At 68.2% G+C, this 25,800-nt stretch carries 21 protein-coding genes and 1 tRNA gene; 19 read left to right on the top strand and 3 right to left on the bottom strand.

Going from position 1 to position 25,800, the window contains the following annotated elements; genetic code table 11:
• Nucleotides 1–46 precede the first annotated feature (46 nt).
• Both QIY60_RS09970 and QIY60_RS09965 read left to right on the top strand, forming a co-directional pair.
• On the top strand, nucleotides 47–1,531 hold the full coding sequence (locus QIY60_RS09970; RefSeq protein ID WP_283142077.1) for a DHA2 family efflux MFS transporter permease subunit: 1,485 nt from the start codon (nucleotides 47–49) through the stop codon (nucleotides 1,529–1,531).
• A gap of 306 nt (nucleotides 1,532–1,837) precedes the next feature.
• Complete coding sequence (locus tag QIY60_RS09965; protein WP_283142076.1) at nucleotides 1,838–2,893, top strand: UDP-N-acetylmuramate dehydrogenase; 1,056 nt, start codon at nucleotides 1,838–1,840, stop codon at nucleotides 2,891–2,893.
• A gap of 16 nt (nucleotides 2,894–2,909) precedes the next feature.
• Here the strand turns inward: QIY60_RS09965 and QIY60_RS09960 are convergent, their stop codons facing one another.
• The 3 genes from QIY60_RS09960 to QIY60_RS09950 form a co-directional block, all read right to left on the bottom strand.
• A complete protein-coding gene (locus tag QIY60_RS09960; RefSeq protein WP_283142075.1) occupies nucleotides 2,910–3,548 on the bottom strand; it encodes an NAD(P)-binding oxidoreductase in 639 nt (212 codons plus the stop codon).
• A 78-nt stretch (nucleotides 3,549–3,626) separates the two neighbouring features.
• Entirely contained in the window at nucleotides 3,627–4,646 is a 1,020-nt protein-coding gene (locus QIY60_RS09955; RefSeq protein WP_283142074.1) for an adenosine deaminase, read from the bottom strand.
• Between the two features lie 122 nt (nucleotides 4,647–4,768).
• The gene (locus QIY60_RS09950) at nucleotides 4,769–5,995 is read right to left on the bottom strand and encodes a pyridoxal phosphate-dependent aminotransferase (RefSeq protein WP_283142073.1); all 1,227 of its coding nucleotides are present in this window, start codon (nucleotides 5,993–5,995) and stop codon (nucleotides 4,769–4,771) included.
• A 226-nt stretch (nucleotides 5,996–6,221) separates the two neighbouring features.
• On the opposite strand from QIY60_RS09950, the gene QIY60_RS09945 reads away from it, so the two are divergent.
• From QIY60_RS09945 to fusA, 17 genes are all read left to right on the top strand, one after another.
• Nucleotides 6,222–6,294: transfer RNA gene (locus QIY60_RS09945), tRNA-Trp, on the top strand.
• 106 nt (nucleotides 6,295–6,400) lie between these two features.
• Nucleotides 6,401–6,703: a preprotein translocase subunit SecE gene (gene secE, locus QIY60_RS09940; RefSeq protein ID WP_283142072.1), complete on the top strand. Its 303-nt coding sequence runs from the start codon at nucleotides 6,401–6,403 to the stop codon at nucleotides 6,701–6,703.
• Between the two features lie 76 nt (nucleotides 6,704–6,779).
• On the top strand, nucleotides 6,780–7,691 hold the full coding sequence (gene nusG / locus QIY60_RS09935; RefSeq protein WP_283142071.1) for a transcription termination/antitermination protein NusG: 912 nt from the start codon (nucleotides 6,780–6,782) through the stop codon (nucleotides 7,689–7,691).
• A gap of 168 nt (nucleotides 7,692–7,859) precedes the next feature.
• Nucleotides 7,860–8,294: a 50S ribosomal protein L11 gene (gene rplK, locus QIY60_RS09930; RefSeq protein WP_053731185.1), complete on the top strand. Its 435-nt coding sequence runs from the start codon at nucleotides 7,860–7,862 to the stop codon at nucleotides 8,292–8,294.
• Between the two features lie 86 nt (nucleotides 8,295–8,380).
• Nucleotides 8,381–9,103 (top strand): 50S ribosomal protein L1, encoded by a 723-nt coding sequence (gene rplA / locus QIY60_RS09925; protein WP_283142070.1) that lies wholly within the window; start codon nucleotides 8,381–8,383, stop codon nucleotides 9,101–9,103.
• A 175-nt stretch (nucleotides 9,104–9,278) separates the two neighbouring features.
• On the top strand, nucleotides 9,279–10,190 hold the full coding sequence (locus QIY60_RS09920; protein WP_283142069.1) for a hypothetical protein: 912 nt from the start codon (nucleotides 9,279–9,281) through the stop codon (nucleotides 10,188–10,190).
• Between the two features lie 99 nt (nucleotides 10,191–10,289).
• A complete protein-coding gene (locus QIY60_RS09915; RefSeq protein ID WP_283142068.1) occupies nucleotides 10,290–11,258 on the top strand; it encodes a hypothetical protein in 969 nt (322 codons plus the stop codon).
• A 279-nt stretch (nucleotides 11,259–11,537) separates the two neighbouring features.
• A complete protein-coding gene (gene rplJ, locus QIY60_RS09910) occupies nucleotides 11,538–12,068 on the top strand; it encodes a 50S ribosomal protein L10 (protein WP_283142067.1) in 531 nt (176 codons plus the stop codon).
• Nucleotides 12,069–12,178: 110 nt separating this feature from the next.
• Nucleotides 12,179–12,562 (top strand): 50S ribosomal protein L7/L12, encoded by a 384-nt coding sequence (gene rplL, locus QIY60_RS09905; protein WP_283142066.1) that lies wholly within the window; start codon nucleotides 12,179–12,181, stop codon nucleotides 12,560–12,562.
• 631 nt (nucleotides 12,563–13,193) lie between these two features.
• On the top strand, nucleotides 13,194–16,679 hold the full coding sequence (gene rpoB, locus QIY60_RS09900; RefSeq protein WP_283142065.1) for a DNA-directed RNA polymerase subunit beta: 3,486 nt from the start codon (nucleotides 13,194–13,196) through the stop codon (nucleotides 16,677–16,679).
• 99 nt (nucleotides 16,680–16,778) lie between these two features.
• Complete coding sequence (locus tag QIY60_RS09895) at nucleotides 16,779–20,678, top strand: DNA-directed RNA polymerase subunit beta' (RefSeq protein ID WP_266982605.1); 3,900 nt, start codon at nucleotides 16,779–16,781, stop codon at nucleotides 20,676–20,678.
• 110 nt (nucleotides 20,679–20,788) lie between these two features.
• Nucleotides 20,789–21,073 carry a hypothetical protein gene (locus tag QIY60_RS09890; protein ID WP_283142064.1) on the top strand — a complete coding sequence of 95 codons (285 nt, stop codon included), beginning with the start codon at nucleotides 20,789–20,791 and terminating at the stop codon, nucleotides 21,071–21,073.
• Between the two features lie 186 nt (nucleotides 21,074–21,259).
• Complete coding sequence (locus QIY60_RS09885; protein WP_283142063.1) at nucleotides 21,260–21,688, top strand: helix-turn-helix transcriptional regulator; 429 nt, start codon at nucleotides 21,260–21,262, stop codon at nucleotides 21,686–21,688.
• A gap of 209 nt (nucleotides 21,689–21,897) precedes the next feature.
• A complete protein-coding gene (locus QIY60_RS09880) occupies nucleotides 21,898–22,470 on the top strand; it encodes a hypothetical protein (protein WP_283142062.1) in 573 nt (190 codons plus the stop codon).
• Nucleotides 22,471–22,739: 269 nt separating this feature from the next.
• On the top strand, nucleotides 22,740–23,111 hold the full coding sequence (rpsL, locus tag QIY60_RS09875) for a 30S ribosomal protein S12 (RefSeq protein WP_007265893.1): 372 nt from the start codon (nucleotides 22,740–22,742) through the stop codon (nucleotides 23,109–23,111).
• Between the two features lie 2 nt (nucleotides 23,112–23,113).
• On the top strand, nucleotides 23,114–23,584 hold the full coding sequence (rpsG, locus tag QIY60_RS09870; RefSeq protein ID WP_101389595.1) for a 30S ribosomal protein S7: 471 nt from the start codon (nucleotides 23,114–23,116) through the stop codon (nucleotides 23,582–23,584).
• A gap of 39 nt (nucleotides 23,585–23,623) precedes the next feature.
• Entirely contained in the window at nucleotides 23,624–25,750 is a 2,127-nt protein-coding gene (gene fusA, locus QIY60_RS09865; protein WP_283142061.1) for an elongation factor G, read from the top strand.
• Nucleotides 25,751–25,800: the final 50 nt, after the last annotated feature.

Genomic DNA, 25,800 nt, shown 5'->3' with positions numbered 1-25,800 from the left:
ATGGGCGCGAAAGTTAGTAACTGATAACTAACAACAGGGGAAAGTGATGTCCGAGCAGGAGCACGAGCTGCGGGAACACGAGCAGCGGGTACCCGAGCGGCAGCAAGGAACGGCCCGGCGCGGGGGCGCGGTCTGGGCACTCGTCATCACCAGCGTCGCCGGGTTCATGGCGGCGCTCGACAACCTCGTCGTCACCACCGCCCTGCCGTCGATCCGCGAGGACCTGGGCGGGGCGCTGGACGATCTGGAGTGGACGGTCAGCGCGTACACCCTCACCTTCGCCGTCCTGCTGATGTTCGGGGCGGCGCTGGGGGACCGGTTCGGGCGCCGCAAGCTCTTCATCACCGGGCTGACGATCTTCACCGGCGCGTCCGCCGCGGCGGCCCTCGCACCCGGGATCGACGGTCTGGTCGCGGCGCGGGCGGTCCAGGGCGTCGGGGCGGCGATCATGATGCCGCTGACGCTCACGCTGCTCACGGCGGCGGTGCCGGCCGCGAAGCGGGGCCTGGCGTACGGGATATGGGGCGCGGTCAACGGCCTCGCCGTCGCGAGCGGGCCGCTGATCGGCGGCGCGCTGACCGAGCACTTCTCCTGGCAGTGGATCTTCTGGCTGAACGTTCCGCTCGGCGTGCTCGTCCTGCCGCTGGCGCGGCTGCGGCTCGCGGAGTCGTACGGGAGCGGGGCCCGCCTTGACATCCGCGGCACGGTGCTCGCCAGCGGCGGCCTCTTCGGGATCGTGTACAGCCTGATACGGGGCAACGTGGACGGCTGGAGCAGCCCCGTCGTGCTGACGGGGCTCGTGGCGGGGGCGGCGCTGCTCGGCGCGTTCGTGTGGCACGGGATCGTCAGCGAGGCGCCGGTGCTGCCGATGCGGCTGTTCCGGAGCCGGGCGTTCGCGGCGATCAACCTGTCCAGCCTGCTGATGTACGTGGGGATGTTCGGCTCGATATTCCTGCTCAGCCAGTTCCTGCAGGGCGTCCTCGGCTACTCGCCGACCGAGGCGGGGCTGCGGATGCTGCCGTGGACCGCCATGCCGCTGCTGGTCGCGCCGGTCGCGGGCATCCTGTCCGACCGGATCGGGGGACGGCCGGTGGTGACGGTGGGGCTCGCGCTCCAGGCGATCGGGCTCGCGTGGTTCGCCCTCATCCTGTCGCCGGACGTGTCGTACGGGGCGCAGCTGCCGGCGCTGGCGGTCAGCGGGGTCGGGATGGCGCTGTACTTCGCGCCGGCCGCGAATCTGGTGATGTCGAGCGTGCGGCCGTCCGAGCAGGGGATCGCGTCCGGGGCGAACAACGCGCTGCGGGAGGTGGGCGGGGCGCTGGGTGTAGCCGTCCTGGCGGCGGTGTTCTCCGCGCAGGGCGGGTACGGGTCGGCGTCCGCCTTCGTGGACGGGCTGCGGCCTGCGCTGTGGGTGGGGGCGGGGGTGGTCGCGGTGGCGGCGGTCAGTGCGGGGTGCCTGCCGCGGGCTTCTGTGGCGGGGGTGGATGCGGCTTCGGCCGGGGCGGCTCGGGAGGATGCGCTGGTGGGGTGAGCCCCGCCCCGCCGGGGTGGGTGGGGTGAAGGCGGCTCTCCCGGGGGCTACGCCCCCGGACCCCTGGGCGGGGCCTGCGGCCCCCTGCCCCCGTTCGTCTGCGGACCGTGCTGGGCTGGTCGCGCAGTTCCCGCGCCCCTAAAAGCGCCCCTCCGGGGCGCCCCGGGGATTGCCGCGCAGCGGCATTCAAGGGGCGCGGGGAACTGCGCGACCAGCCCCCACCCACCCGCAGGCGAATGCCACCCCGGGCCGGGGCCTTCGGGGCTGCGCCCCGGACCCCCGTTTGGCTCCCCGTACCCTGGACCCGTGCACGTACTTCACGACGCCCCCCTCGCCCCCCTCACCACCTTCCGGCTCGGTGGGCCGGCCGAGCGGCTGGTGACGGCCGTCAGCGATGACGAGGTCGTCGCGGCCGTGCGGGAGGCGGACGACGCGGGGACGCCGTTGCTCGTCATCGGGGGCGGCAGCAATCTCGTCATCGGGGACAAGGGGTTCGCCGGGACCGCCCTGCGGATCGCCACCAAGGGGTTCGAGCTCGACGGGACGCGGCTCGAAGTGGCCGCGGGTGAGGTCTGGAGCGACACCGTCGCCCGGACCGTGGAGGCCGGGCTCGCCGGGATCGAGTGCCTGGCCGGGATCCCCGGGTCCGCCGGGGCCACCCCCATCCAGAACGTCGGCGCGTACGGCCAGGAGGTCTCCTCCACCATCCGCGAGGTCGTCGCGTACGACCGGGGCGAGGGGCGTACCGTCGTCCTGGCCGCTGACGAGTGCGAGTTCTCCTACCGGCACAGCCGGTTCAAGGCCCTGCCCGACCGGTACGTCGTCCTGCGCGTCCGGTTCGAGCTCGAAGACGCCGACGGGCTCTCCGCGCCCATCAAGTACGCCGAGACCGCCCGCGCCCTCGGCGTCGAGCCCGGCGACCGCGTCCCGGCCGCCACCGCCCGCGAGACCGTCCTCAAGCTCCGGGCCGGCAAGGGCATGGTCCTCGACCCGGACGACCATGACACCTGGTCTGCCGGGTCCTTCTTCACCAATCCGATTCTGGGGGAGAGCGAGTACCGGGCTTTCCTCGCCCGTGCCGCCCAGCGGCTCGGTGGTGACGTCTCGCCGCCCGCCTGGGAGCTCGGCGGTGGGCTCACCAAGACCTCCGCCGCCTGGCTCATCGACAAGGCCGGGTTCACCAAGGGGTACGGGTCCGGGCCCGCCCGGATCTCCACCAAGCACACCCTCGCCCTCACCAACCGCGGCGGCGCCACCACCGAGGACCTGCTCGCGCTCGCCCGCGAGGTCGTCGCGGGCGTGGAGCAGGCCTTCGGGGTGACGCTCGTCAATGAGCCGGTGACCGTCAACGCCGAGATCTGACCCGTACGTACGCGGGTCAGTACGAGACGCAGACCCCCTGCTTCACCGTGGCCTGGTCGTCGATCATTCCCAGCATCGCGTCCGCCACGTCCGCCCGCCCGATCGAGCGCGCGCTGCGGGGGGTCGCGCCCACGGCCGTGCGGTAGGTGCCCGTCCTCGGCTTGTCGACCAGGCGGACCGGGCGTACCGCCGTCCAGTCCAGGGCCGAGGCGGCCAGCACGGACTCGGCGCGGCGCAGGTCCTCGTAGACGTCCTTGAAGACGCGCGTGACGATCGTCAGCGTGAGGCGGTCGAGGAACGGGTCGTCCGGCGCCTCCGGGCCCACCGGGCCCGCGCTCACCATCAGCAGGCGGCGGGTGCCCTCCGCGTCCATCGCCTTCACGATCGAGCCGGTCAGGCGGGCCGTGATGCCCGCCGCCGCGTCCGCCCGCTTGTTCGCGCCGAGGCCCGACAGCACCGCGTCCCGGCCCGCCACCGCCGGGCGGAGGGACTCGGGGTCGGCCAGGTTCCCCCGGACCACCTCCAGGCCCGCGCCCGTCACCGCGAACCGTCCCGGGTCCCGTACCACCGCCGTCACCTGGTGTCCGGCGGCCAGCGCCTGGCGGACCACCTCCGACCCGATCCTGCCCGTCGCACCGAAAACCGTGAGCTTCATTTGCGTCACCCTCCCCTGGTGGATTGGTAATTACTCAGCCAGCAGGCCTATGAACCTCGGCCAAGGGTGCCTGACGCCTCACGCCGCCAGCCAGGAATCCACCCCCGCCAGCAGCTTCGCCTTCGTCTCCTCCGGCGCCGCCGAACCCCGCACCGACTGCCGTGCCAGCTCGGCCAGTTCGGCGTCGGTGAAGGCGTGGTGGCGGCGGGCGATCTCGTACTGGGCGGCCAGCCGGGAGCCGAACAGGAGCGGGTCGTCGGCGCCCAGCGCCAGCGGCACGCCCGCCTCGTACAGCGTGCGCAGCGGGACGTCCTCGGGCTTCTCGTAGACGCCCAGGGCGACGTTGGAGGCCGGGCAGACCTCGCAGGTGATCCCGCGCTCGGCGAGGCGCTTCAGCAGCCGCGGGTCCTCGGCGGCGCGCACCCCGTGGCCGATGCGGGTGGCGTGCAGGTCGTCCAGGCAGTCCCGGACGGACGCGGGGCCGGTCAGCTCGCCGCCGTGCGGCGCGGCCAGCAGACCGCCCTCCCGGGCGATCGCGAAGGCGCGGTCGAAGTCCCTCGCCATGCCCCGGCGTTCGTCGTTGGAGAGGCCGAAGCCGACCACGCCCCGGTCCGCGTACCGCACGGCCAGACGGGCCAGCGTGCGGGCGTCCAGGGGGTGCTTCATCCGGTTCGCCGCGACCAGGACCCGCATGCCGAGGCCCGTCTCGCGGGCGGCCGACTCGACCGCGTCCAGGATGATCTCCAGGGCCGGGATGAGCCCGCCCAGCATCGGCGCGTACGACGTCGGGTCGACCTGGATCTCCAGCCAGCCCGAGCCGTCCCGCACGTCCTCCTCGGCGGCCTCGCGCACCAGCCGCTGGATGTCCTCGGGGGCGCGCAGACACGAGCGCGCGATGTCGTACAGGCGCTGGAAGCGGAACCAGCCGCGCTCGTCGGTGGCCCGCAGCTTCGGCGGCTCGCCGCTGGTCAGGGCGTCGGGGAGGTGCACCCCATACTTGTCGGCGAGCTCCAGCAGCGTGGTGGGGCGCATCGACCCCGTGAAGTGCAGGTGCAGATGGGCCTTCGGCAGGTCAGTTACGTCGCGAACGTGCTCCATTGGCCGATCTTGCCGCACCCCCGGCCCGTCCGACAGCCCCTTTCCCCGATCGGGACCTTGCCCGAACGCAGGAACGGCCACCGACTCACGTGAGTCGGTGGCCGTTCCTCGCGGGGCGCGGGTCAGTCGCGCGCTTCCGCCAGCAGCTTCTGGATCCGGGAGACGCCCTCGACGAGGTCCTCGTCGCCCAGCGCGTACGACAGGCGCAGATAGCCCGGGGTGCCGAAGGCCTCGCCCGGGACGACCGCGACCTCGACCTCGTCCAGGATCAGCGCGGCGAGCTCGACGGAGGTCTGCGGGCGCTTGCCGCGGATCTCCTTGCCGAGCAGGCCCTTCACCGAGGGGTACGCGTAGAACGCGCCCTCGGGGGTCGGGCAGACCACGCCGTCGATCTCGCTGAGCATCTTCACGATGGTCTGGCGGCGGCGGTCGAAGGCCTTGCGCATCTCGGCGACCGCGTCCAGGTCGCCGGAGACCGCGGCGAGCGCCGCCACCTGGGAGACGTTGGCCACATTGGACGTGGCGTGCGACTGCAGGTTGGTCGCGGCCTTGATGACGTCCTTGGGGCCGACGATCCACCCGACCCGCCAGCCGGTCATCGCGTACGTCTTGGCGACGCCGTTGACCACGATGCACTTGTCGCGCAGCTCGGGCAGGAGCGCCGGCAGCGACACGGAGACGGCGTCCCCGTAGACCAGGTGCTCGTAGATCTCGTCGGTCAGCACCCACAGGCCGTGCTCGACGGCCCAGCGGCCGATCGCCTCGGTCTCGGCCTCGGTGTAGACCGAGCCGGTCGGGTTGGACGGGGAGACGAAGAGGACGACCTTCGTCTTCTCCGTACGAGCGGCCTCCAGCTGCTCGACCGAGACCCGGTAGCCGGTGGTCTCGTCGGCGACGACCTCGACCGGGACGCCGCCCGCGAGGCGGATCGACTCCGGGTAGGTGGTCCAGTACGGCGCCGGGACGATGACCTCGTCGCCCGGGTCCAGGATCGCCGCGAACGCCTCGTAGATCGCCTGCTTGCCGCCGTTGGTCACCAGGATCTGGGACGGGTCGACCTCGTAGCCGGAGTCGCGCAGGGTCTTGTCGGCGATGGCCTTCTTGAGCTCGGGCAGGCCGCCGGCCGGGGTGTAGCGGTGGTACTTCGGGTCGTGGCAGGCGGCGGCGGCCGCCTCGACGATGTAGTCCGGGGTCGGGAAGTCGGGCTCACCGGCGCCGAAGCCGATCACCGGGCGCCCGGCGGCCTTGAGGGCCTTGGCCTTGGCGTCGACGGCGAGGGTCGCGGACTCGGAGATCGCGCCGATGCGCGCGGACACCCGGCGCTCGGTCGGAGAGGTTGCAGCGCTCATACGGCCCATCGTCGCAGACCTGCCGTGCCCCGGGCACACCGGTTTCATGGACCGGACGGGGCAGTTGCACAGGCCGTTCGGCACGTCCGCGCGGAGCCGTCGGGAGCTATCTGTTCGACGCCGGGCCCCGGACCACGTACACTCACCTGTCGTTGGCCTCCACCAACCGATCCACTCCGGGCACTCGGTGCACTCGGTCGGATGCGGTAGGTTGGGGGAACCACAAAGGGTCGTAGCTCAATTGGTAGAGCACTGGTCTCCAAAACCAGCGGTTGGGGGTTCAAGTCCCTCCGGCCCTGCTACACACACCTTCGCCAGGATGTGTGCGCATGTACGTACTTCTATGCACCGCCGTGCGGCTCCACCGGGCGCGGCACGGCCACGACCCGGAATCAGGTGAGAAGCGTGACGGACGCCGTGGGCTCCATCGACATGCCTGATGCCCAGGACGAGGCCTCCGCGTCTGCGGACCAGGACTCCAAGAAGAAGGCCCGCAAGGGCGGCAAGCGCGGCAAGAAGGGCCCCCTGGGCCGTCTCGCGCTCTTCTACCGCCAGGTCGTCGCCGAGCTCCGCAAGGTGGTCTGGCCGAGCCGCAACCAGCTGTCGACGTACACCACCGTGGTGATCGTGTTCGTCGTCATCATGATCGGCATCGTGACCGTGATCGACTCCGGATTCCAGCACGTCGTCAAGTACGTCTTCGGCTGATCCGCTGCGTAAGGGCGCCCACCCGGCGCCTTTTTCGCATTGTTCCACCCATCTGTAGCCAGGAAGAAGCAGCCACGTGTCTGACCCGAACCTGAACGACGACGCCATCGAGTCGGCGGAGTCCGTGGAGGACCAGATCGACATCGTCGAGGCGGCGGACGCCGTGGACCCGGACGAGGTTGAGGCTGCGGACGCCGACGCGGGTGAGGCGGCCGAGCAGGCGGCGATCCACGTCGAGGACGAGGACGAGCTGGAAGCCGCCGAGTCCGAGGACGAGGACGCCGACGAGGCCGTCGAGGCTGAGGACGCCGCTGACGAGGACGAGGTCGACGAGGACGCCGAGGAGGCTCCCGCGGAGCCCGCCGCGCCCGTCGACCCGGTCGAGGCGCTCCGCCAGGAGCTGCGCGGCCTGCCCGGCGAGTGGTACGTCATCCACACCTACGCCGGTTACGAGAAGCGCGTGAAGGCGAACCTCGAACAGCGTGCCGTCTCGCTGAACGTCGAGGAGTTCATCTACCAGGCCGAGGTGCCCGAGGAAGAGATCGTCCAGATCAAGAACGGCGAGCGCAAGAACGTCCGGCAGAACAAGCTGCCCGGTTACGTTCTCGTCCGCATGGATCTGACGAACGAGTCCTGGGGCGTCGTCCGCAACACCCCGGGCGTCACCGGCTTCGTGGGCAACGCCTACGACCCGTACCCGCTGACCCTGGACGAGATCGTCAAGATGCTCGCCCCGGAGGCCGAGGAGAAGGCCGCCCGCGAGGCCGCCGAGGCCGAGGGCAAGCCGGCTCCGGCCCGCAAGGTCGAGGTCCAGGTGCTCGACTTCGAGGTCGGCGACTCGGTCACCGTCACCGACGGCCCGTTCGCCACGCTCCAGGCCACGATCAACGAGATCAACGCCGACTCGAAGAAGGTCAAGGGCCTCGTCGAGATCTTCGGCCGCGAGACCCCGGTCGAGCTCAGCTTCGACCAGATCCAGAAGAACTAGTTCTTCCGGACCACACGTCTTCCGAACAGGTCAGACGGGCTCTTCAAAGCCCGTCTGACCTGCTCGGTTTTTAGCCGCGCAGCTATACCCGTTATCGTTGTGCGGTATGCCTGCATCCGGATGATCGGATGCCAGGCGGTTCACTCTCACTAGGACCCGGAGAGAGCAATGCCTCCCAAGAAGAAGAAGGTCACGGGGCTTATCAAGCTCCAGATCAACGCCGGTGCGGCGAACCCGGCCCCGCCGGTCGGCCCCGCGCTCGGTCAGCACGGCGTCAACATCATGGAGTTCTGCAAGGCCTACAACGCGGCGACCGAGTCGCAGCGTGGCTGGGTGATCCCGGTGGAGATCACGGTCTACGAGGACCGCTCCTTCACCTTCATCACCAAGACTCCGCCGGCCGCGAAGATGATCCTCAAGGCCGCGGGTGTGGAGAAGGGCTCCGGCGAGCCGCACAAGACCAAGGTCGCGAAGATCACCGAGGCCCAGGTCCGCGAGATCGCCACGACGAAGCTCGCCGACCTGAACGCCAACGACCTGGACGCCGCGTCCAAGATCATCGCTGGCACCGCCCGTTCCATGGGCATCACGGTCGAGGGCTGATCCCAGCCTTCCCCGTAGTACCCAGTGGTAGGGCCAAGCGCTGGTCCGCACCACGACTCCACGCCTGAACAAACACAGGAGCAGAAGTGAAGCGCAGCAAGACTCTCCGCGCTGCGGACGCCAAGATCGACGCGGACAAGCTCTACGCCCCGCTCGAGGCCGTCCGTCTCGCCAAGGAGACCTCCTCGACCAAGTTCGACGGCACCGTCGAGGTCGCCTTCCGCCTGGGTGTCGACCCGCGCAAGGCCGACCAGATGGTCCGTGGCACCGTGAACCTCCCGCACGGCACCGGTAAGACCGCCCGGGTCCTGGTCTTCGCGACCGGTGACCGTGCCGAGGCCGCGCGTGCCGCTGGCGCCGACATCGTCGGCTCCGACGAGCTCATCGACGAGGTCGCCAAGGGCCGTCTGGACTTCGACGCCGTCGTCTCCACCCCGGACCTCATGGGCAAGGTCGGCCGCCTCGGCCGCGTGCTCGGTCCGCGTGGTCTGATGCCGAACCCGAAGACCGGCACGGTCACCCCCGACGTCGCCAAGGCCGTCGAGGAGATCAAGGGCGGCAAGATCGAGTTCCGCGTCGACAAGCACTCGAACCTGCACTTCATCATCGGCAAGGTGTCCTTCGACGACGCCAAGCTGGTGGAGAACTACGGCGCCGCTCTGGAGGAGATCCTCCGTCTGAAGCCGTCCGCCGCCAAGGGCCGGTACATCAAGAAGGCCACCATCACCACCACGATGGGCCCCGGCATCCAGCTCGACTCCAACCGCACCCGCAACCTCCTCGTCGAGGAGGACCCGGCCGCGGTCTGAGCCTGACGGCTCGCATCGGCTGATCCAAGAAGCCGGGCCCCGCACCTCTTCGGAGGTGCGGGGCCCGGCTTCTTTTGTCGCAACCGCGTCCCAACAGCCTTGGGCGCGCGCGGTGTTGTCGTACCCCTGCGCTACCGTCGACGAAGCAAGGGAAAAGGTATTCGAGGGGGAACGCATGAACACCAGGTCCGTACGGCGTACGTGTATCTCGCTGGTGGCCGTCGGTGCGGCGCTCTCGGGGCTCGCCGCCTGCGGTGGCTCCGACGGCGGGGACAAGAAGAGCGCGCCCGCCAAGGAGCAGCACAAGGCCGGGTCGGACTTCAGCCCGGTCGCGGCCCTCCAGGCGGTCCAGAAGAAGACCGACGGGGTGGGCTCGGCCAAGGTCGAGATGACGATGTCCATGGGCGCCGTGATGGGCCTGGAGGGCGGCGGCACCCTGGCGTGGGGCGACGGGACGACCGGCGCCATGCGGATGAAGTACACCCAGGGCACCATGGCGCAGACCATGAAGCAGATCGGCGCCGAGAGCATCGACGCCCGCTATCTGCGCGACGCCTACTACGCGAACATGGGCCCCGAGTTCGCCAAGACCCTCGGCGGCAAGCACTGGATCCGTTACGGGTACGACGACATGGCCAAGCTGATGGGCCCCGCCGGCGCCGTCATGAAGGACCAGATGCAGAACTCGACGCCCCAGCAGGGCGTGAAGGTGCTGCTCGCCTCCGGCGACGTCAAGAAGGTCGGCACCGAGGAGGTCCGCGGCGTCAAGGCCACGCACTACTCGGGCACGGTCGACATGGCCAAGATGGTGGACCGCAGCTCGGGCCTGGACGCGAAGACGCTGGAGGGGTTCAAGGCCCAGATGGCCAAGAGCGGCATCACCACCGACACGGTCGACATCTGGGTGGACAAGGACGACCTCCTGGTCAAGAAGACCGAGCGCGCCGCGACGAAGAACGGCGAGATGAACACCACGGCCTTCTACTCGGACTACGGCGTCAAGGTCTCGGCCGAGGCCCCGGCGGCCTCCGACACCGTGGACTTCACCTCGCTGATCAAGCCCAAGCCGTCGCAGCAGCAGTCGTAACCCGCACAACAGCAGACATAATCCGTCCCACCTGTCACAGCGTTGGGTTACCGTGCAGGTGATCGAGAACGCGACACGGGGGAACGAGGGGTGGGGTACATGACCAGGTCCGGATGGACGCGGGCGGCGCTGGCGACGGCGACGGCCGCCGTGGTGGTGGCCGGGGCCGCGGGCTGCGGCGGCGACGACAAGAAGGCCGACGGCGCGGGGGGCGCCAAGAAGGCCGCCGCCGCGCCGCAGTCCCGTACCGCCGCGTCGCAGGTGCTCGCGGCGGCGTACAAGAAGACCGCCGCCGCCAAGTCCGCGAAGGTCCGGATGAGCATGTCGACGCCCGCTTCCATGGGGGCGGGCGCGGAGAAGACCGAGACCACCGGCGTCATGGCCTGGAACCCGACGGCCATGGACCTCACCGTGACGTCCTCGGCGACCAAGGGCATGGCGGGTGCTCCCGAGAAGACCCGCATGCTCTGGGTGAACAACGTCATGTACGTGGACATGGGCTCCATGGGCGAGTCGGCCAAGGAGTTCGGCGGCAAGCGCTGGATGAAGTTCGACCTGACCTCGCTGGCCAAGCAGTCCGGCAAGGAGCAGCTGGTCAAGCAGATGACGGCCGGCATGGAGAACATGAACCAGGACCCGGCCCAGCAGCTCGCCCTGCTGCTCGACTCGCCGAACCTGAAGCACCTGGGCGCCGAGCAGATCGACGGCGTCTCCTCCGAGCACTACAAGGGCACGCTCACCATCGCCGAGATGATGAAGAGCAACAAGATGCTCGACACCCTGAAGCCGGAGGAGCGCGAGCAGCTCCTGACCAACATGAAGAAGACCGGGGTCCAGGGGTACGACACCGAGGTCTGGGTCAACGCGGACGGCTACCCGGTCCGCATGGACGTCAACATGAGCAGCCCCCAGGGCAAGGTCGTCACGTCCACGCACTACTCGGACTACGGCGCCAAGGCCCAGGTCACGGCCCCGCCCGCGGGCGAGACCGCGGACCTGATGGAACTGCTGAAGGGCCTGGGCGACCTGGCCAAGAACGGCGGGACCGGCGGCCTCGGCGGCGCCTGACGGCCCCGCCCGGCCGTCCCGTACGACCGGATTTGCTCGATCCGCCACCTGTCGCGTACGCTTCCACAGAAGCCAAAGACCGCTGGTCGTTGCCGTGCCTTCGCAAGAAGGGGCGGTGGCCGAAGGATCCGCTGCATGCGGACGACCCGCGCAGGTGACTGTGGAAAGTTCCCGGACTCGTTCCGGTCGAGCTACGCCCCGTGCACTTGCGCCGGGGCGTTTTTTATGTCGCGGCCCCTTTTGAGCGGTCCTCATCACCCGGAAGGAGGCCGACGCACTATGCCGACGCCCAACAAGGCTGCCGACGTAGCCGAGCTTGAGGACAAGTTCCGCAGCTCCAACGCCGTCGTGCTGACCGAGTACCGGGGTCTCACCGTGGCGCAGCTCAAGACGCTGCGTCGTTCGCTCGGTGAGAACGCCCAGTACGCCGTGGTGAAGAACACGCTGACCAAGATTGCGGCCAACAACGCCGGGATCACCTCGCTCGACGACCAGTTCACTGGTCCGACGGGTGCCGCCTTCATCACCGGTGACCCGGTGGAGTCGGCCAAGGGTCTTCGTGACTTCGCCAAGGAGAACCCGAACCTCATCATCAAGGGCGGTGTCCTTGACGGTAAGGCGCTGACCGCCGATGAGATCAAGAAGCTCGCGGACCTCGAGTCCCGCGAGGTTCTGCTCAGCAAGCTGGCCGGCGCGTTCAAGGGCAAGCAGTCCCAGGCTGCCTCGCTCTTCCAGGCGCTGCCGTCGAAGTTCGTCCGCACTGCGGAGGCTCTTCGCGCCAAGCGCGCCGAGCAGGGCGGTGCCGAGTAATTCGGCTCGCGCATTGATCCGCGCCGCCTAGTGCGCGGGTCGTAGCGGGCCGTTACGCCCGCCTCTATATACAACCGGCACCTGCCGAATTAGTGGAAGGATCGCCCATCATGGCGAAGCTCTCTCAGGACGACCTCCTCGCCCAGTTCGAGGAGATGACCCTCATCGAGCTCTCCGAGTTCGTGAAGGCCTTCGAGGAGAAGTTCGACGTCACCGCCGCCGCGGCCGTCGCCGTTGCCGGCCCCGCCGCCGGTGGCCCCGCCGCCGAGGCCGAGGAGGAGAAGGACGAGTTCGACGTCATCCTCACCGGTGCGGGCGACAAGAAGATCCAGGTCATCAAGGTCGTGCGTGAGCTGACCTCCCTGGGCCTGAAGGAGGCCAAGGACCTCGTCGACGGCACCCCGAAGCCGGTCCTCGAGAAGGTCAACAAGGAGGCCGCTGAGAAGGCTGCCGAGTCCCTCAAGGCTGCCGGTGCGGCCGTCGAGGTCAAGTGACCTTGTGAGTCTTCTGCCACGCGCCGGTAGGCGCAAATCTGGCAGGGCTTGCGCGTGACGTCCACGGACGTGTAACGCGCACACACCGAAGGGCGATCATCCATCCGGGTGGTCGCCCTTCGGCGTACCCGGGATCGCCGTGACGGCGTCCTTGCGCGGGGGGCGACAGGGAGTATGGTGATCATCGCCGTACGCCCCGTGTACGCCTCGTAGCCGTACGAGCCGCAGCGGAGCGATCCCCGCGGAGCTGAGGGGTCTTGACGAACCGCACGCAGCGCGCAATTCTCAGGACGCGTCGTCACAACGATCCGGATCCGAGGCATGGATCGACGGCGAAGAGGGCAGTATCGATGTGCGCCGTCACGGCGCGTGGCTTGCCGAGGTACTGAGAAGAACAATGAGGGTCGCGAAAAATCCGCCCTGGACATCAGTGGGCCGAGTGGCTACACTGTCCCTTTGCGCTGCCTGTTAGCTGCCCCCTGCCCGTCACCAGGGGCATGCCCTCGCTTGAGCATCGTTGATTGAACTGCCCTGACCTGGCCTTTCAGCCTCAATCAGGAAACGTCTCTCTCTGTGCCCTCGTGGGACCGGTACGCGCGTAGTGAGTCCGAGCCCTCGGAAGGACCCCCTCTTGGCCGCCTCGCGCAACGCCTCGACCGCCAATACGAACAACGGCGCCAGCACCGCCCCGCTGCGCATCTCCTTTGCAAAGATCAAGGAGCCCCTCGAGGTTCCGAACCTCCTTGCGCTGCAAACCGAGAGCTTTGACTGGCTGCTCGGCAATGCCGCTTGGAAGGCTCGCGTCGAGGCGGCTCTGGAGAACGGACAGGACGTCCCCACCAAGTCCGGTCTGGAGGAGATCTTCGAGGAGATCTCCCCGATCGAGGACTTCAGCGGGTCGATGTCGCTGACCTTCCGCGACCACCGTTTCGAGCCCCCGAAGAACTCGATCGACGAGTGCAAGGAGCGCGACTTCACGTTCGCGGCCCCGCTCTTCGTCACCGCCGAGTTCACCAACAACGAGACCGGCGAGATCAAGTCCCAGACGGTCTTCATGGGCGACTTCCCGCTCATGACCAACAAGGGCACCTTCGTCATCAACGGCACCGAGCGTGTCGTGGTGTCGCAGCTCGTGCGCTCGCCGGGTGTCTACTTCGACTCCAACATCGACAAGACGTCCGACAAGGACATCTACACGGCCAAGATCATCCCGTCCCGGGGTGCCTGGCTGGAGATGGAGATCGACAAGCGCGACATGGTCGGTGTCCGCATCGACCGCAAGCGCAAGCAGTCCGTCACCGTCCTCCTCAAGGCTCTCGGCTGGACCACCGAGCAGATCCTGGAGGAGTTCGGCGAGTACGAGTCGATGCGCGCCACCCTGGAGAAGGACCACACCCAGGGCCAGGACGACGCGCTGCTCGACATCTACCGCAAGCTGCGCCCGGGCGAGCCGCCGACGCGCGAGGCCGCTCAGACGCTGCTCGAGAACCTCTACTTCAACCCGAAGCGCTACGACCTCGCGAAGGTCGGCCGCTACAAGGTGAACAAGAAGCTCGGCGCGGATGAGCCGCTGGACGCCGGCGTCCTCACCACGGACGACGTCATCGCGACCATCAAGTACCTGGTCAAGCTGCACGCGGGCGAGACCGAGACGGTCGGCGAGTCGGGTCGGAACATCGTCGTCGAGACCGACGACATCGACCACTTCGGCAACCGTCGTCTGCGCAACGTCGGCGAGCTCATCCAGAACCAGGTCCGTACGGGTCTGGCGCGTATGGAGCGAGTCGTCCGCGAGCGGATGACGACCCAGGACGTCGAGGCGATCACGCCGCAGACCCTGATCAACATCCGGCCGGTCGTCGCCTCCATCAAGGAGTTCTTCGGCACCAGCCAGCTGTCGCAGTTCATGGACCAGAACAACCCGCTGTCGGGTCTCACCCACAAGCGCCGTCTGTCGGCGCTCGGCCCGGGTGGTCTCTCCCGTGAGCGGGCCGGCTTCGAGGTCCGTGACGTGCACCCGTCTCACTACGGCCGTATGTGCCCGATTGAGACCCCTGAAGGCCCGAACATCGGTCTGATCGGTTCGCTCGCCTCGTACGGCCGCGTCAACGCGTTCGGCTTCATCGAGACGCCGTACCGCAAGGTCGTCGAGGGCCAGGTCACCGACGAGGTCGACTACATCACGGCCGACGAGGAGGACCGCTTCGTCATCGCGCAGGCCAACGCCGCGCTCAACGACGAGCTCCAGCTCACCGAGGCCCGCGTCCTCGTCCGCCGCCGCGGCGGCGAGGTCGACTACGTGCCGCCGGCCGAGGTGGACTACATCGACGTCTCGCCGCGCCAGATGGTGTCGGTCGCGACCGCGATGATCCCCTTCCTCGAGCACGACGACGCCAACCGTGCCCTCATGGGCGCGAACATGATGCGTCAGGCAGTGCCGCTGATTAAGTCCGAGGCGCCGCTCGTCGGCACCGGCATGGAGTACCGCTGCGCCACCGACGCCGGCGACGTGCTCAAGGCCGAGAAGGACGGTGTGGTCCAGGAGGTCTCCGCGGACTACATCACCATCGCCAACGACGACGGCACGTACACCACGTACCGCCTGCACAAGTTCTCCCGCTCCAACCAGGGCACCTCGGTCAACCAGAAGGTCGTCGTGGACGAGGGCGCGCGGATCATCGCGGGCCAGGTCCTCGCCGACGGTCCGGCGACCGAGAACGGCGAGATGGCGCTGGGCAAGAACCTGCTCGTGGCGTTCATGCCGTGGGAGGGTCACAACTACGAGGACGCGATCATCCTGTCGCAGCGCCTCGTGCAGGACGACGTCCTCTCCTCGATCCACATCGAGGAGCACGAGGTCGACGCCCGTGACACCAAGCTCGGCCCCGAGGAGATCACCCGGGACATCCCGAACGTCTCCGAGGAGGTCCTCGCCGACCTCGACGAGCGCGGCATCATCCGTATCGGTGCCGAGGTCGTCGCCGGCGACATCCTCGTCGGCAAGGTCACGCCCAAGGGCGAGACCGAGCTGACGCCGGAGGAGCGCCTGCTGCGCGCGATCTTCGGTGAGAAGGCCCGCGAGGTCCGTGACACCTCGCTGAAGGTGCCGCACGGCGAGACCGGCAAGGTCATCGGCGTCCGCGTCTTCGACCGTGAGGAGGGCGACGAGCTGCCGCCGGGCGTGAACCAGCTGGTTCGTGTCTACGTGGCGCAGAAGCGCAAGATCACGGACGGTGACAAGCTCGCCGGCCGTCACGGCAACAAGGGTGTCATCTCCAAGATCCTGCCCATCGAGGACATGCCGTTCCTCGAGGACGGGACCCCGGTCGACATCATCCTCAACCCGCTCGGTGTCCCGTCCCGAATGAACCCGGGACAGGTCCTGGAGATCCACCTCGGCTGGCTCGCCAGCCGCGGCTGGGACGTCTCCGGTCTGGCCGACGACTGGGCCCAGCGCCTGCAGGCCATCGGCGCCGACCAGGTCGCCCCCGGCACCAACGTCGCGACCCCGGTCTTCGACGGTGCCCGTGAGGACGAGATCGCCGGTCTCTTCGAGGCCACGATCCCGAACCGCGACGGCGACCGCCTGGTCCTGCCGTCCGGCAAGGCCAACCTGTTCGACGGCCGCTCCGGCGAGCCGTTCCCGGACCCGATCTCGATCGGGTACATGTACATCCTCAAGCTCCACCACCTGGTCGACGACAAGCTGCACGCCCGCTCGACCGGTCCGTACTCGATGATCACCCAGCAGCCGCTGGGTGGTAAGGCCCAGTTCGGTGGCCAGCGCTTCGGTGAGATGGAGGTGTGGGCGCTGGAGGCATACGGCGCCGCGTACGCCCTCCAGGAGCTGCTGACCATCAAGTCCGACGACGTGACCGGCCGTGTGAAGGTCTACGAGGCCATCGTCAAGGGCGAGAACATCCCCGAGCCCGGCATTCCCGAGTCCTTCAAGGTGCTCATCAAGGAAATGCAGTCGCTCTGCCTCAACGTGGAGGTGCTGTCCTCGGACGGCATGTCCATCGAGATGCGCGACACGGACGAGGACGTCTTCCGCGCTGCGGAGGAGCTCGGTATCGACCTGTCCCGGCGCGAGCCGAGCAGCGTCGAAGAGGTCTGACGGGTCTGGTGGGGGGCTCTCCCTGAGAGCCCCCCACCGTCCCCGGACCCCCCTCAGACCATCTTGAAGAATCGACCCCGAAAGAGGGATTGACGACAAGTGCTCGACGTCAACTTCTTCGACGAGCTGCGGATCGGCCTCGCCACTGCTGACGACATCCGTCAGTGGTCCCACGGTGAGGTCAAGAAGCCGGAGACCATCAACTACCGCACCCTCAAGCCCGAAAAGGACGGACTCTTCTGCGAGAAGATCTTCGGTCCGACCCGGGACTGGGAGTGCTACTGCGGCAAGTACAAGCGTGTCCGCTTCAAGGGCATCATCTGTGAGCGCTGTGGCGTCGAGGTCACGCGCGCCAAGGTGCGCCGTGAGCGGATGGGCCACATCGAGCTTGCCGCTCCCGTGACCCACATCTGGTACTTCAAGGGCGTCCCCTCGCGCCTTGGCTACCTGCTCGACCTCGCGCCGAAGGACCTCGAGAAGGTCATCTACTTCGCCGCGTACATGATCACGTTCGTGGACGAGGAGCGCCGTACGCGCGACCTGCCGTCGCTGGAGGCCCACGTCTCCGTCGAGCGTCAGCAGATCGAGAACCGCCGCGACTCCGACCTCGAAGCCCGCGCCAAGAAGCTCGAGACCGACCTGGCCGAGCTCGAGGCCGAGGGTGCCAAGGCCGATGTGCGCCGCAAGGTGCGCGAGGGTGCCGAGCGCGAGATGAAGCAGCTGCGCGACCGCGCGCAGCGCGAGATCGACCGTCTGGACGAGGTCTGGTCGCGCTTCAAGAACCTCAAGGTCCAGGACCTCGAGGGCGACGAGCTGCTCTACCGCGAGCTGCGTGACCGCTTCGGCACGTACTTCGACGGCTCGATGGGTGCCGCTGCCCTGCAGAAGCGCCTGGAGACCTTCGACCTCGACGAGGAGGCCGAGCGCCTCCGCGAGATCATCCGTACCGGCAAGGGCCAGAAGAAGACCCGTGCGCTCAAGCGCCTCAAGGTCGTCTCCGCGTTCCTGCAGACCAGCAACAGCCCCAAGGGCATGGTGCTCGACTGCGTCCCGGTCATCCCGCCGGACCTTCGCCCGATGGTGCAGCTGGACGGTGGCCGCTTCGCGACCTCCGACCTGAACGACCTGTACCGCCGTGTGATCAACCGCAACAACCGTCTGAAGCGTCTGCTCGACCTCGGTGCCCCCGAGATCATCGTGAACAACGAGAAGCGGATGCTCCAGGAGGCGGTCGACGCCCTCTTCGACAACGGCCGTCGCGGTCGCCCGGTCACGGGTCCCGGCAACCGTCCGCTGAAGTCCCTCAGCGACATGCTGAAGGGCAAGCAGGGTCGATTCCGTCAGAACCTTCTCGGTAAGCGTGTGGACTACTCCGCGCGTTCCGTGATCGTCGTCGGTCCGCAGCTGAAGCTGCACCAGTGCGGTCTGCCCAAGGCCATGGCCCTTGAGCTCTTCAAGCCGTTCGTGATGAAGCGCCTGGTCGACCTGAACCACGCGCAGAACATCAAGAGCGCCAAGCGGATGGTCGAGCGCGGCCGCACGGTCGTGTACGACGTCCTCGAAGAGGTCATCGCCGAGCACCCGGTTCTGCTGAACCGTGCGCCCACGCTGCACCGCCTCGGCATCCAGGCCTTCGAGCCGCAGCTGGTCGAGGGCAAGGCCATCCAGATCCACCCGCTCGTCTGCACCGCGTTCAACGCGGACTTCGACGGTGACCAGATGGCCGTGCACCTGCCGCTCTCCGCGGAGGCGCAGGCCGAGGCCCGCATCCTGATGCTGTCCTCGAACAACATCCTCAAGCCCGCCGACGGCCGTCCGGTGACGATGCCGACGCAGGACATGGTCCTGGGTCTGTTCTTCCTCACCACCGACGGCGAGCTCCGTGACACCAAGGGCGAGGGCCGCGCGTTCGGCTCCACGGCCGAGGCGATCATGGCGTTCGACGCCGGCGAGCTCGCGCTGCAGTCGCCGATCGACATCCGCTTCCCGATCGGCACCGTCCCGCCCCGTGGCTGGACCCCGCCGGTCGAGGAGGAGGGCGAGACGACCTGGCAGCAGGGCGACTCGTTCCGGCTGCGCACCTCCCTGGGCCGCGCGCTCTTCAACGAGCTGCTGCCCGAGGACTACCCGTTCGTCGACTACTCGGTGGGCAAGAAGCAGCTCTCCGAGATCGTCAACGACCTGGCCGAGCGCTACCCCAAGGTCATCGTGGCGGCGACGCTCGACAACCTGAAGGCGGCGGGCTTCTTCTGGGCGACCCGTTCCGGTGTCACCGTGGCCATCTCCGACGTCGTGGTCCCCGAGGCCAAGAAGGCGATCGTCGCGGGCTACGAGGCGCAGGACGAGAAGGTCCAGAAGCAGTACGAGCGCGGTCTGATCACCAAGGACGAGCGCACGCAGGAGCTCATCGCGATCTGGACCAAGGCGACCAACGAGGTTGCCGAGGCGATGAACGCGAACTTCCCGAAGACGAACCCCATCTTCATGATGGTTGACTCGGGTGCCCGAGGAAACATGATGCAGATGCGTCAGATCGCGGGTATGCGTGGTCTGGTGTCGAACGCGAAGAACGAGACCATCCCGCGTCCGATCAAGGCGTCCTTCCGTGAGGGCCTCACCGTTCTGGAGTACTTCATCTCCACGCACGGTGCCCGTAAGGGTCTGGCGGACACCGCCCTGCGTACCGCCGACTCGGGTTACCTGACCCGTCGTCTGGTGGACGTCTCGCAGGACGTGATCATCCGTGAGGAGGACTGCGGCACCGACCGCGGCCTGAAGCTGAAGATCGCGGTCAAGGGCGAGGACGGTGTGCTCCGCAAGACGGAGGACGTCGAGACCTCGGTCTACGCCCGCATGCTCGCCGAGGACGTCGTCGTCGACGGCAAGGTCATCGCGCCGGCCAACGTGGACCTCGGTGACGTGCTCATCGACGCGCTGGTCAACGCGGGCGTCGAGGAGGTCAAGACCCGCTCGGTCCTGACCTGTGAGTCGGCCGTCGGCACCTGTGCCTTCTGCTACGGCCGCTCGCTGGCCACCGGCAAGCTGGTCGACATCGGTGAGGCGGTCGGCATCATCGCCGCCCAGTCCATCGGTGAGCCCGGTACCCAGCTGACGATGCGTACCTTCCACACCGGTGGTGTGGCCGGTGACGACATCACCCAGGGTCTGCCCCGTGTCGTCGAGCTCTTCGAGGCCCGTACGCCCAAGGGTGTCGCCCCGATCTCGGAGGCGGCCGGCCGCATCCGGATCGAGGAGACCGAGAAGACCAAGAAGATCGTCGTCACCCCGGACGACGGCAGCGACGAGACGGCGTTCCCGATCTCGAAGCGTGCCCGTCTGCTGGTGGGCGAGGGCGACCACGTCGAGGTGGGCCAGAAGCTCACCGTGGGTGCCACCAACCCGCACGACGTGCTCCGGATCCTCGGTCAGCGCGCGGTCCAGGTCCACCTGGTCGGCGAAGTCCAGAAGGTCTACAACTCGCAGGGCGTGTCGATCCACGACAAGCACATCGAGATCATCATCCGGCAGATGCTGCGCCGCGTGACGATCATCGAGTCCGGCGACGCGGAGCTGCTGCCGGGCGAGCTCGTCGAGCGCTCGAAGTTCGAGACCGAGAACCGTCGGGTCGTGACGGAGGGTGGCCACCCGGCCTCCGGCCGTCCGCAGCTGATGGGTATCACCAAGGCCTCGCTGGCGACGGAATCCTGGCTGTCGGCCGCCTCCTTCCAGGAGACGACCCGAGTCCTGACGGATGCGGCGATCAACGCCAAGTCCGACAGCCTCATCGGCCTCAAGGAGAACGTCATCATCGGTAAGCTCATCCCGGCCGGTACGGGTCTGTCCCGCTACCGCAACATCCGGGTCGAGCCGACCGAGGAGGCCAAGGCCGCGATGTACTCGGCCGTCGGCTACGACGACATCGACTACTCGCCGTTCGGCACGGGCTCCGGCCAGGCCGTTCCGCTGGAGGACTACGACTACGGTCCGTACAACCAGTAAGGCGTACGTCTGAACCGAAGGGCGCCCACCCCGTTTCACACGGGGTGGGCGCCCTTCGGCGTATCGTGGGTGGCCCTTGTCGAACGCATATTCGAAAGGCGGTCCGGCCCATGGTGATGAGCGCCCAGGAGCAGCTGGTCGAGGTGGTGGTGGCCGCGGTGGAAGTGGCCGCCGAGGCGGGGGAGTCCGGTACGTACACCGCCGATGTCGGCCGGACGCTCGGGGCGGTCGTGGCCAAGGTGGGGGCGCGGATCGCCGTCGACGGGGAGGCGCGGGGGTTCTCCAGCGGGTGGCGGGAGGCGATGGCGTTCGTGTCCGGGGGCGGCGCGGACGGCGGGGCGCGGGTGGTGCGGATGCCGGTGCGCGGGGGAGAGGGCGAGGTCACTCCGGGGTGAGGCGTACGGGTCCGGGGAGTTGCGGGGGCGCACGCTGACCGCGTGCGAGCGTGCGCGCAAATTGGGAGGAGAGCGGCAAGGCCCGGAATCTTGGCACAAAATCCTTACAGCGCTGGCCGGGTGAGCCATTAATTCCTTGCGCGCAAGCGCGATAGTCTGGTCCTTGCCGCGGAGGAGGCGATCACCATGACCACCAGCGAGCTGGACCGGTTCGCGACCTGGATCGAAGACCTGATCCGTCGGCGCGGCTTCGACATCGACAGCCCGCGCGGTGGTGGCAGGTCGCGCCTCGCCGACGAGGCCGGGGTGCACCGGGCCGCCGTCACCCGTCTGCTGCAGCGCCAGAGCATGCCGGACCTGGAGACCACGCGGCGCCTTGCGCATGTGCTGGAGGTGCCGGTACGGGAGATGCTGATCCGGTCCGGGCGGCTCACGGAGGACGACTTGCCGCTGCCGTCGCTCCGGGCGGGCGGATCCGTGACGCCGTGGCAGCTGACCCTGGAGGAGGCTGCCGTCGGGCTCGGCGTGCCGCCGGAGCAGCGGGCCATGTTCATCAAGGTGGCGGGGCAGTTCCTGCCGGACGCGGCGTCCCGGGGGTCGGTGGAGTCCCGCTAGGCGCGGCCGGGGATTCGGCTGCGGACCGTGCGTGGCTGGTCGCTCCCCCAAGCTCTCAACTCTGTTCGAGCAGGGGGGACCCCCATCGCGGCGGAGCCGCAAGATGTCACAGCCCCGCGCCCCTGAGGCCCCGCCCAGTAAGCTGGCACGGCCTGTCCCAGTTCTCATGGGCGGGATTGGCAGCGATGGGACGCGAGAGAGAGCCGTGCATGGCTGAGAGCGACGGGTTCTCCCCCCGTCCGCCGGACGACCGCCCCGGCGACCCCTCGCACCGCACCCCGTACGACCGCCCGGAAGGCGTCTCCCCGGGCGCTGGGCCGCCCGCGGACCTGCCGCCGCTGCCGGACGACCTTCCCGGGCTGCTCGCCTCCTTGGGGACCCATCTCGAACGCCACTCCGCCGAGGAGCTGGTCGTCCTGCTCCGCGACGAGCTGGAGCGGCGCGAGCTGCGGGCGTACGCGGCGGGCTGGCGCGACGCCGCCGCCCAGTACCAGCGCGCCCTGGACGAGACCGCCTCGGCCGCCAGGGCGCGGAGCTTACGGAGAGTGGGCCGCCGGCCCGGCCGGGGCGAGGTGATTCCGCTGCGGCCCCGCACCCCGCCGGACGAGGAGGAGGTGTCCGGCGCCGAGGAACCCGAGCCGCCCCCCGACGCCCCGCCCGGCACGCCGGGCCTCGTGCCCAAGAGTCCGCATTCCCGGGTGCCGACCATCCCCCGGCTGGCCGCGCCCCGGCGGGAACGGGGCCGGGGAGCCGCCGAGTCGCCGGACGAGGGCCCCGGGTGAGACGCGTCTCACCGGGTCCGCGGGGTGTCCCGCGTGTGGGTATTTGTTTTGACCCAAGTCGATGAGGTAGGTACGCTCAGACCTTGTGCCTGGGGTGTGCCTGGGCTCCCCTGCGTGCCTACGTCCGCAGGACGAGCCAGATACGGCCACCGCAATCTGCGCCTCTCCGTTCCCACGGCGAGACCCCGCAGTATTCGACACACCCGACCGCGTGGGTCGGCGACGTTCCAGGTTAGTTTCACCAACGGCACACAGAAACCGGAGAAGTAGTGCCTACGATCCAGCAGCTGGTCCGGAAGGGCCGGCAGGACAAGGTCGAGAAGACGAAGACGCCCGCGCTTGAGGCCTCGCCCCAGCGTCGTGGCGTCTGCACGCGTGTGTTCACGACCACCCCGAAGAAGCCGAACTCGGCGCTGCGGAAGGTCGCGCGTGTGCGTCTGACCTCCGGCATCGAGGTCACGGCCTACATTCCGGGTGAGGGACACAACCTGCAGGAGCACTCGATCGTGCTCGTGCGTGGTGGCCGTGTGAAGGACCTGCCGGGTGTTCGTTACAAGATCATCCGCGGTGCGCTTGACACCCAGGCTGTCAAGAACCGCAAGCAGGCCCGCAGCCGCTACGGCGCCAAGAAGGAGAAGTAAGAATGCCTCGTAAGGGCCCCGCCCCGAAGCGCCCGGTCATCATCGACCCGGTCTACCAGTCTCCTCTTGTCACGTCGCTGATCAACAAGATCCTGCTGGACGGCAAGCGCTCCACCGCCGAGCGCATCGTCTACGGCGCCATGGAAGGCCTCCGCGAGAAGACGGGCAACGACCCGGTCATCACGCTGAAGCGCGCGCTGGAGAACGTCAAGCCGTCCCTCGAGGTCAAGTCCCGCCGTGTCGGTGGCGCGACCTACCAGGTTCCCGTCGAGGTCAAGCCGGGTCGTCAGTCGACCCTGGCGCTGCGCTGGCTCGTGGGCTACTCCCGCGCCCGCCGCGAGAAGACCATGACCGAGCGCCTGATGAACGAGCTTCTCGACGCCTCGAACGGCCTTGGTGCGGCCGTCAAGAAGCGCGAGGACACGCACAAGATGGCCGAGTCCAACAAGGCCTTCGCGCACTACCGCTGGTAGTCGCAACCCACATCGAGACCGAGAGAAGACTGAGCCGATATGGCTACCACTTCGCTTGACCTGGCCAAGGTGCGCAACATCGGCATCATGGCCCACATCGACGCGGGCAAGACGACCACCACCGAGCGAATCCTGTTCTACACCGGTGTTTCGTACAAGATCGGTGAAGTCCACGACGGCGCTGCCACGATGGACTGGATGGAGCAGGAGCAGGAGCGCGGCATCACCATCACGTCCGCCGCGACGACCTGCCACTGGCCGCTCGAGGACGTCGACCACACCATCAACATCATCGACACCCCGGGTCACGTGGACTTCACGGTCGAGGTGGAGCGTTCGCTCCGCGTCCTCGACGGTGCCGTCACCGTGTTCGACGGTGTCGCCGGTGTGGAGCCGCAGTCCGAGACGGTTTGGCGTCAGGCCGACCGTTACGGCGTGCCGCGCATCTGCTTCGTGAACAAGCTCGACCGCACCGGCGCCGAGTTCCACCGCTGCGTCGACATGATCGTGGACCGCCTCGGCGCGACCCCGATCGTGATGCAGCTGCCGATCGGTGCCGAGGCCGACTTCAAGGGCGTTGTGGACCTGGTCCGCATGAAGGCCCTGGTCTGGTCCGCGGAAGCGACCAAGGGCGAGATGTACGACGTCGTCGACATCCCGGCCACGCACACCGAGGCCGCTGAGGAGTGGCGCGGCAAGCTGGTCGAGACCGTCGCGGAGAACGACGAAGAGATCATGGAGCTCTTCCTCGAGGGCGTCGAGCCCACCGAGGAGCAGCTGTACGCCGCGGTCCGTCGTATCACCATCGCGTCCGGCAAGGGCGGGGACACCACGGTGACCCCCGTCTTCTGCGGCACCGCGTTCAAGAACAAGGGCGTCCAGCCCCTGCTCGACGCGGTCGTGCGCTACCTGCCTTCGCCCCTGGACGTCGAGGCCATCGAGGGCCACGACGTCAAGGACGCCGAGGTCGTCGTCAAGCGCAAGCCGTCGGACGACGAGCCGCTGTCGGCCCTCGCGTTCAAGATCGCGAGCGACCCGCACCTCGGCAAGCTCACCTTCATCCGGATCTACTCCGGTCGCCTGGAGGCCGGCACCTCGGTGCTGAACTCCGTCAAGGGCAAGAAGGAGCGCATCGGCAAGATCTACCGCATGCACGCGAACAAGCGTGAGGAGATCGACGCGGTGGGCGCCGGCGACATCGTCGCCGTCATGGGCCTGAAGCAGACCACCACCGGTGAGACGCTGTGCGACGAGAAGAACCCGGTCATCCTGGAGTCCATGGACTTCCCGGCGCCGGTCATCCAGGTCGCCATCGAGCCCAAGTCCAAGGGTGACCAGGAGAAGCTGGGTGTCGCCATCCAGCGTCTCGCGGAGGAGGACCCCTCCTTCCAGGTGCACTCGGACGAGGAGACCGGCCAGACCATCATCGGTGGTATGGGCGAGCTCCACCTCGACGTCCTCGTCGACCGTATGCGTCGCGAGTTCAAGGTCGAGGCGAACGTCGGCAAGCCGCAGGTCGCGTACCGCGAGACGATCCGCAAGGCCGTCGAGCGTCACGACTACACCCACAAGAAGCAGACCGGTGGTACCGGTCAGTTCGCCAAGGTGCAGATCGCGATCGAGCCCATCGAGGGCGGCGAGGCGTCGTACGAGTTCGTGAACAAGGTCACCGGTGGCCGCATCCCCCGGGAGTACATCCCGTCGGTGGACGCGGGTGCGCAGGAGGCCATGCAGTTCGGCATCCTGGCCGGCTACGAGATGACCGGCGTCCGCGTCATCCTTCTCGACGGTGGCTACCACGAGGTCGACTCCTCCGAGCTCGCGTTCAAGATCGCCGGCTCGCAGGCCTTCAAGGAGGCCGCGCGCAAGGCTTCCCCGGTGCTCCTCGAGCCGATGATGTCCGTCGAGGTCACCACGCCCGAGGACTACATGGGTGAAGTCATCGGCGACATCAACTCCCGCCGTGGCCAGATCCAGGCCATGGAGGAGCGCAGCGGCGCTCGCGTCGTGAAGGGCCTCGTGCCCCTCTCGGAGATGTTCGGCTACGTCGGAGACCTCCGCAGCAAGACCTCGGGTCGCGCAAGCTACTCGATGCAGTTCGACTCCTACGCCGAGGTTCCGCGGAACGTCGCCGAGGAGATCATCGCGAAGGCCAAGGGCGAGTAACTCTTCCGAGTTCAATCGCTTTAGGCTTGTCACCGGAGTCCGGGCGGGCA

It is taken from the genome of Streptomyces sp. BPTC-684 (assembly GCF_030028635.1).
Classification (GTDB): Bacteria; Actinomycetota; Actinomycetes; order Streptomycetales; family Streptomycetaceae; genus Streptomyces; species Streptomyces noboritoensis.
This window is presented reverse-complemented; position numbering and strand designations above follow the sequence as displayed.

Excerpts from the sequence above, each read along its gene's own strand:
- QIY60_RS09960 (WP_283142075.1), bottom strand. The coding sequence starts at position 3,548 with ATGAAGCTCACGGTTTTCGGTGCGACGGGCAGGATCGGGTCGGAGGTG.
- QIY60_RS09970 (WP_283142077.1), top strand. The coding sequence starts at position 47 with ATGTCCGAGCAGGAGCACGAGCTGCGGGAACACGAGCAGCGGGTACCC.
- rplK (WP_053731185.1), top strand. The coding sequence starts at position 7,860 with ATGCCTCCCAAGAAGAAGAAGGTCACGGGGCTTATCAAGCTCCAGATC.
- QIY60_RS09955 (WP_283142074.1), bottom strand. The coding sequence starts at position 4,646 with ATGGAGCACGTTCGCGACGTAACTGACCTGCCGAAGGCCCATCTGCAC.
- QIY60_RS09950 (WP_283142073.1), bottom strand. The coding sequence starts at position 5,995 with ATGAGCGCTGCAACCTCTCCGACCGAGCGCCGGGTGTCCGCGCGCATC.
- QIY60_RS09880 (WP_283142062.1), top strand. The coding sequence starts at position 21,898 with ATGGCTGAGAGCGACGGGTTCTCCCCCCGTCCGCCGGACGACCGCCCC.
- rplL (WP_283142066.1), top strand. The coding sequence starts at position 12,179 with ATGGCGAAGCTCTCTCAGGACGACCTCCTCGCCCAGTTCGAGGAGATG.
- QIY60_RS09885 (WP_283142063.1), top strand. The coding sequence starts at position 21,260 with ATGACCACCAGCGAGCTGGACCGGTTCGCGACCTGGATCGAAGACCTG.
- QIY60_RS09920 (WP_283142069.1), top strand. The coding sequence starts at position 9,279 with ATGAACACCAGGTCCGTACGGCGTACGTGTATCTCGCTGGTGGCCGTC.
- rplJ (WP_283142067.1), top strand. The coding sequence starts at position 11,538 with ATGCCGACGCCCAACAAGGCTGCCGACGTAGCCGAGCTTGAGGACAAG.
- rpsG (WP_101389595.1), top strand. The coding sequence starts at position 23,114 with ATGCCTCGTAAGGGCCCCGCCCCGAAGCGCCCGGTCATCATCGACCCG.
- fusA (WP_283142061.1), top strand. The coding sequence starts at position 23,624 with ATGGCTACCACTTCGCTTGACCTGGCCAAGGTGCGCAACATCGGCATC.
- QIY60_RS09890 (WP_283142064.1), top strand. The coding sequence starts at position 20,789 with ATGGTGATGAGCGCCCAGGAGCAGCTGGTCGAGGTGGTGGTGGCCGCG.
- QIY60_RS09915 (WP_283142068.1), top strand. The coding sequence starts at position 10,290 with ATGACCAGGTCCGGATGGACGCGGGCGGCGCTGGCGACGGCGACGGCC.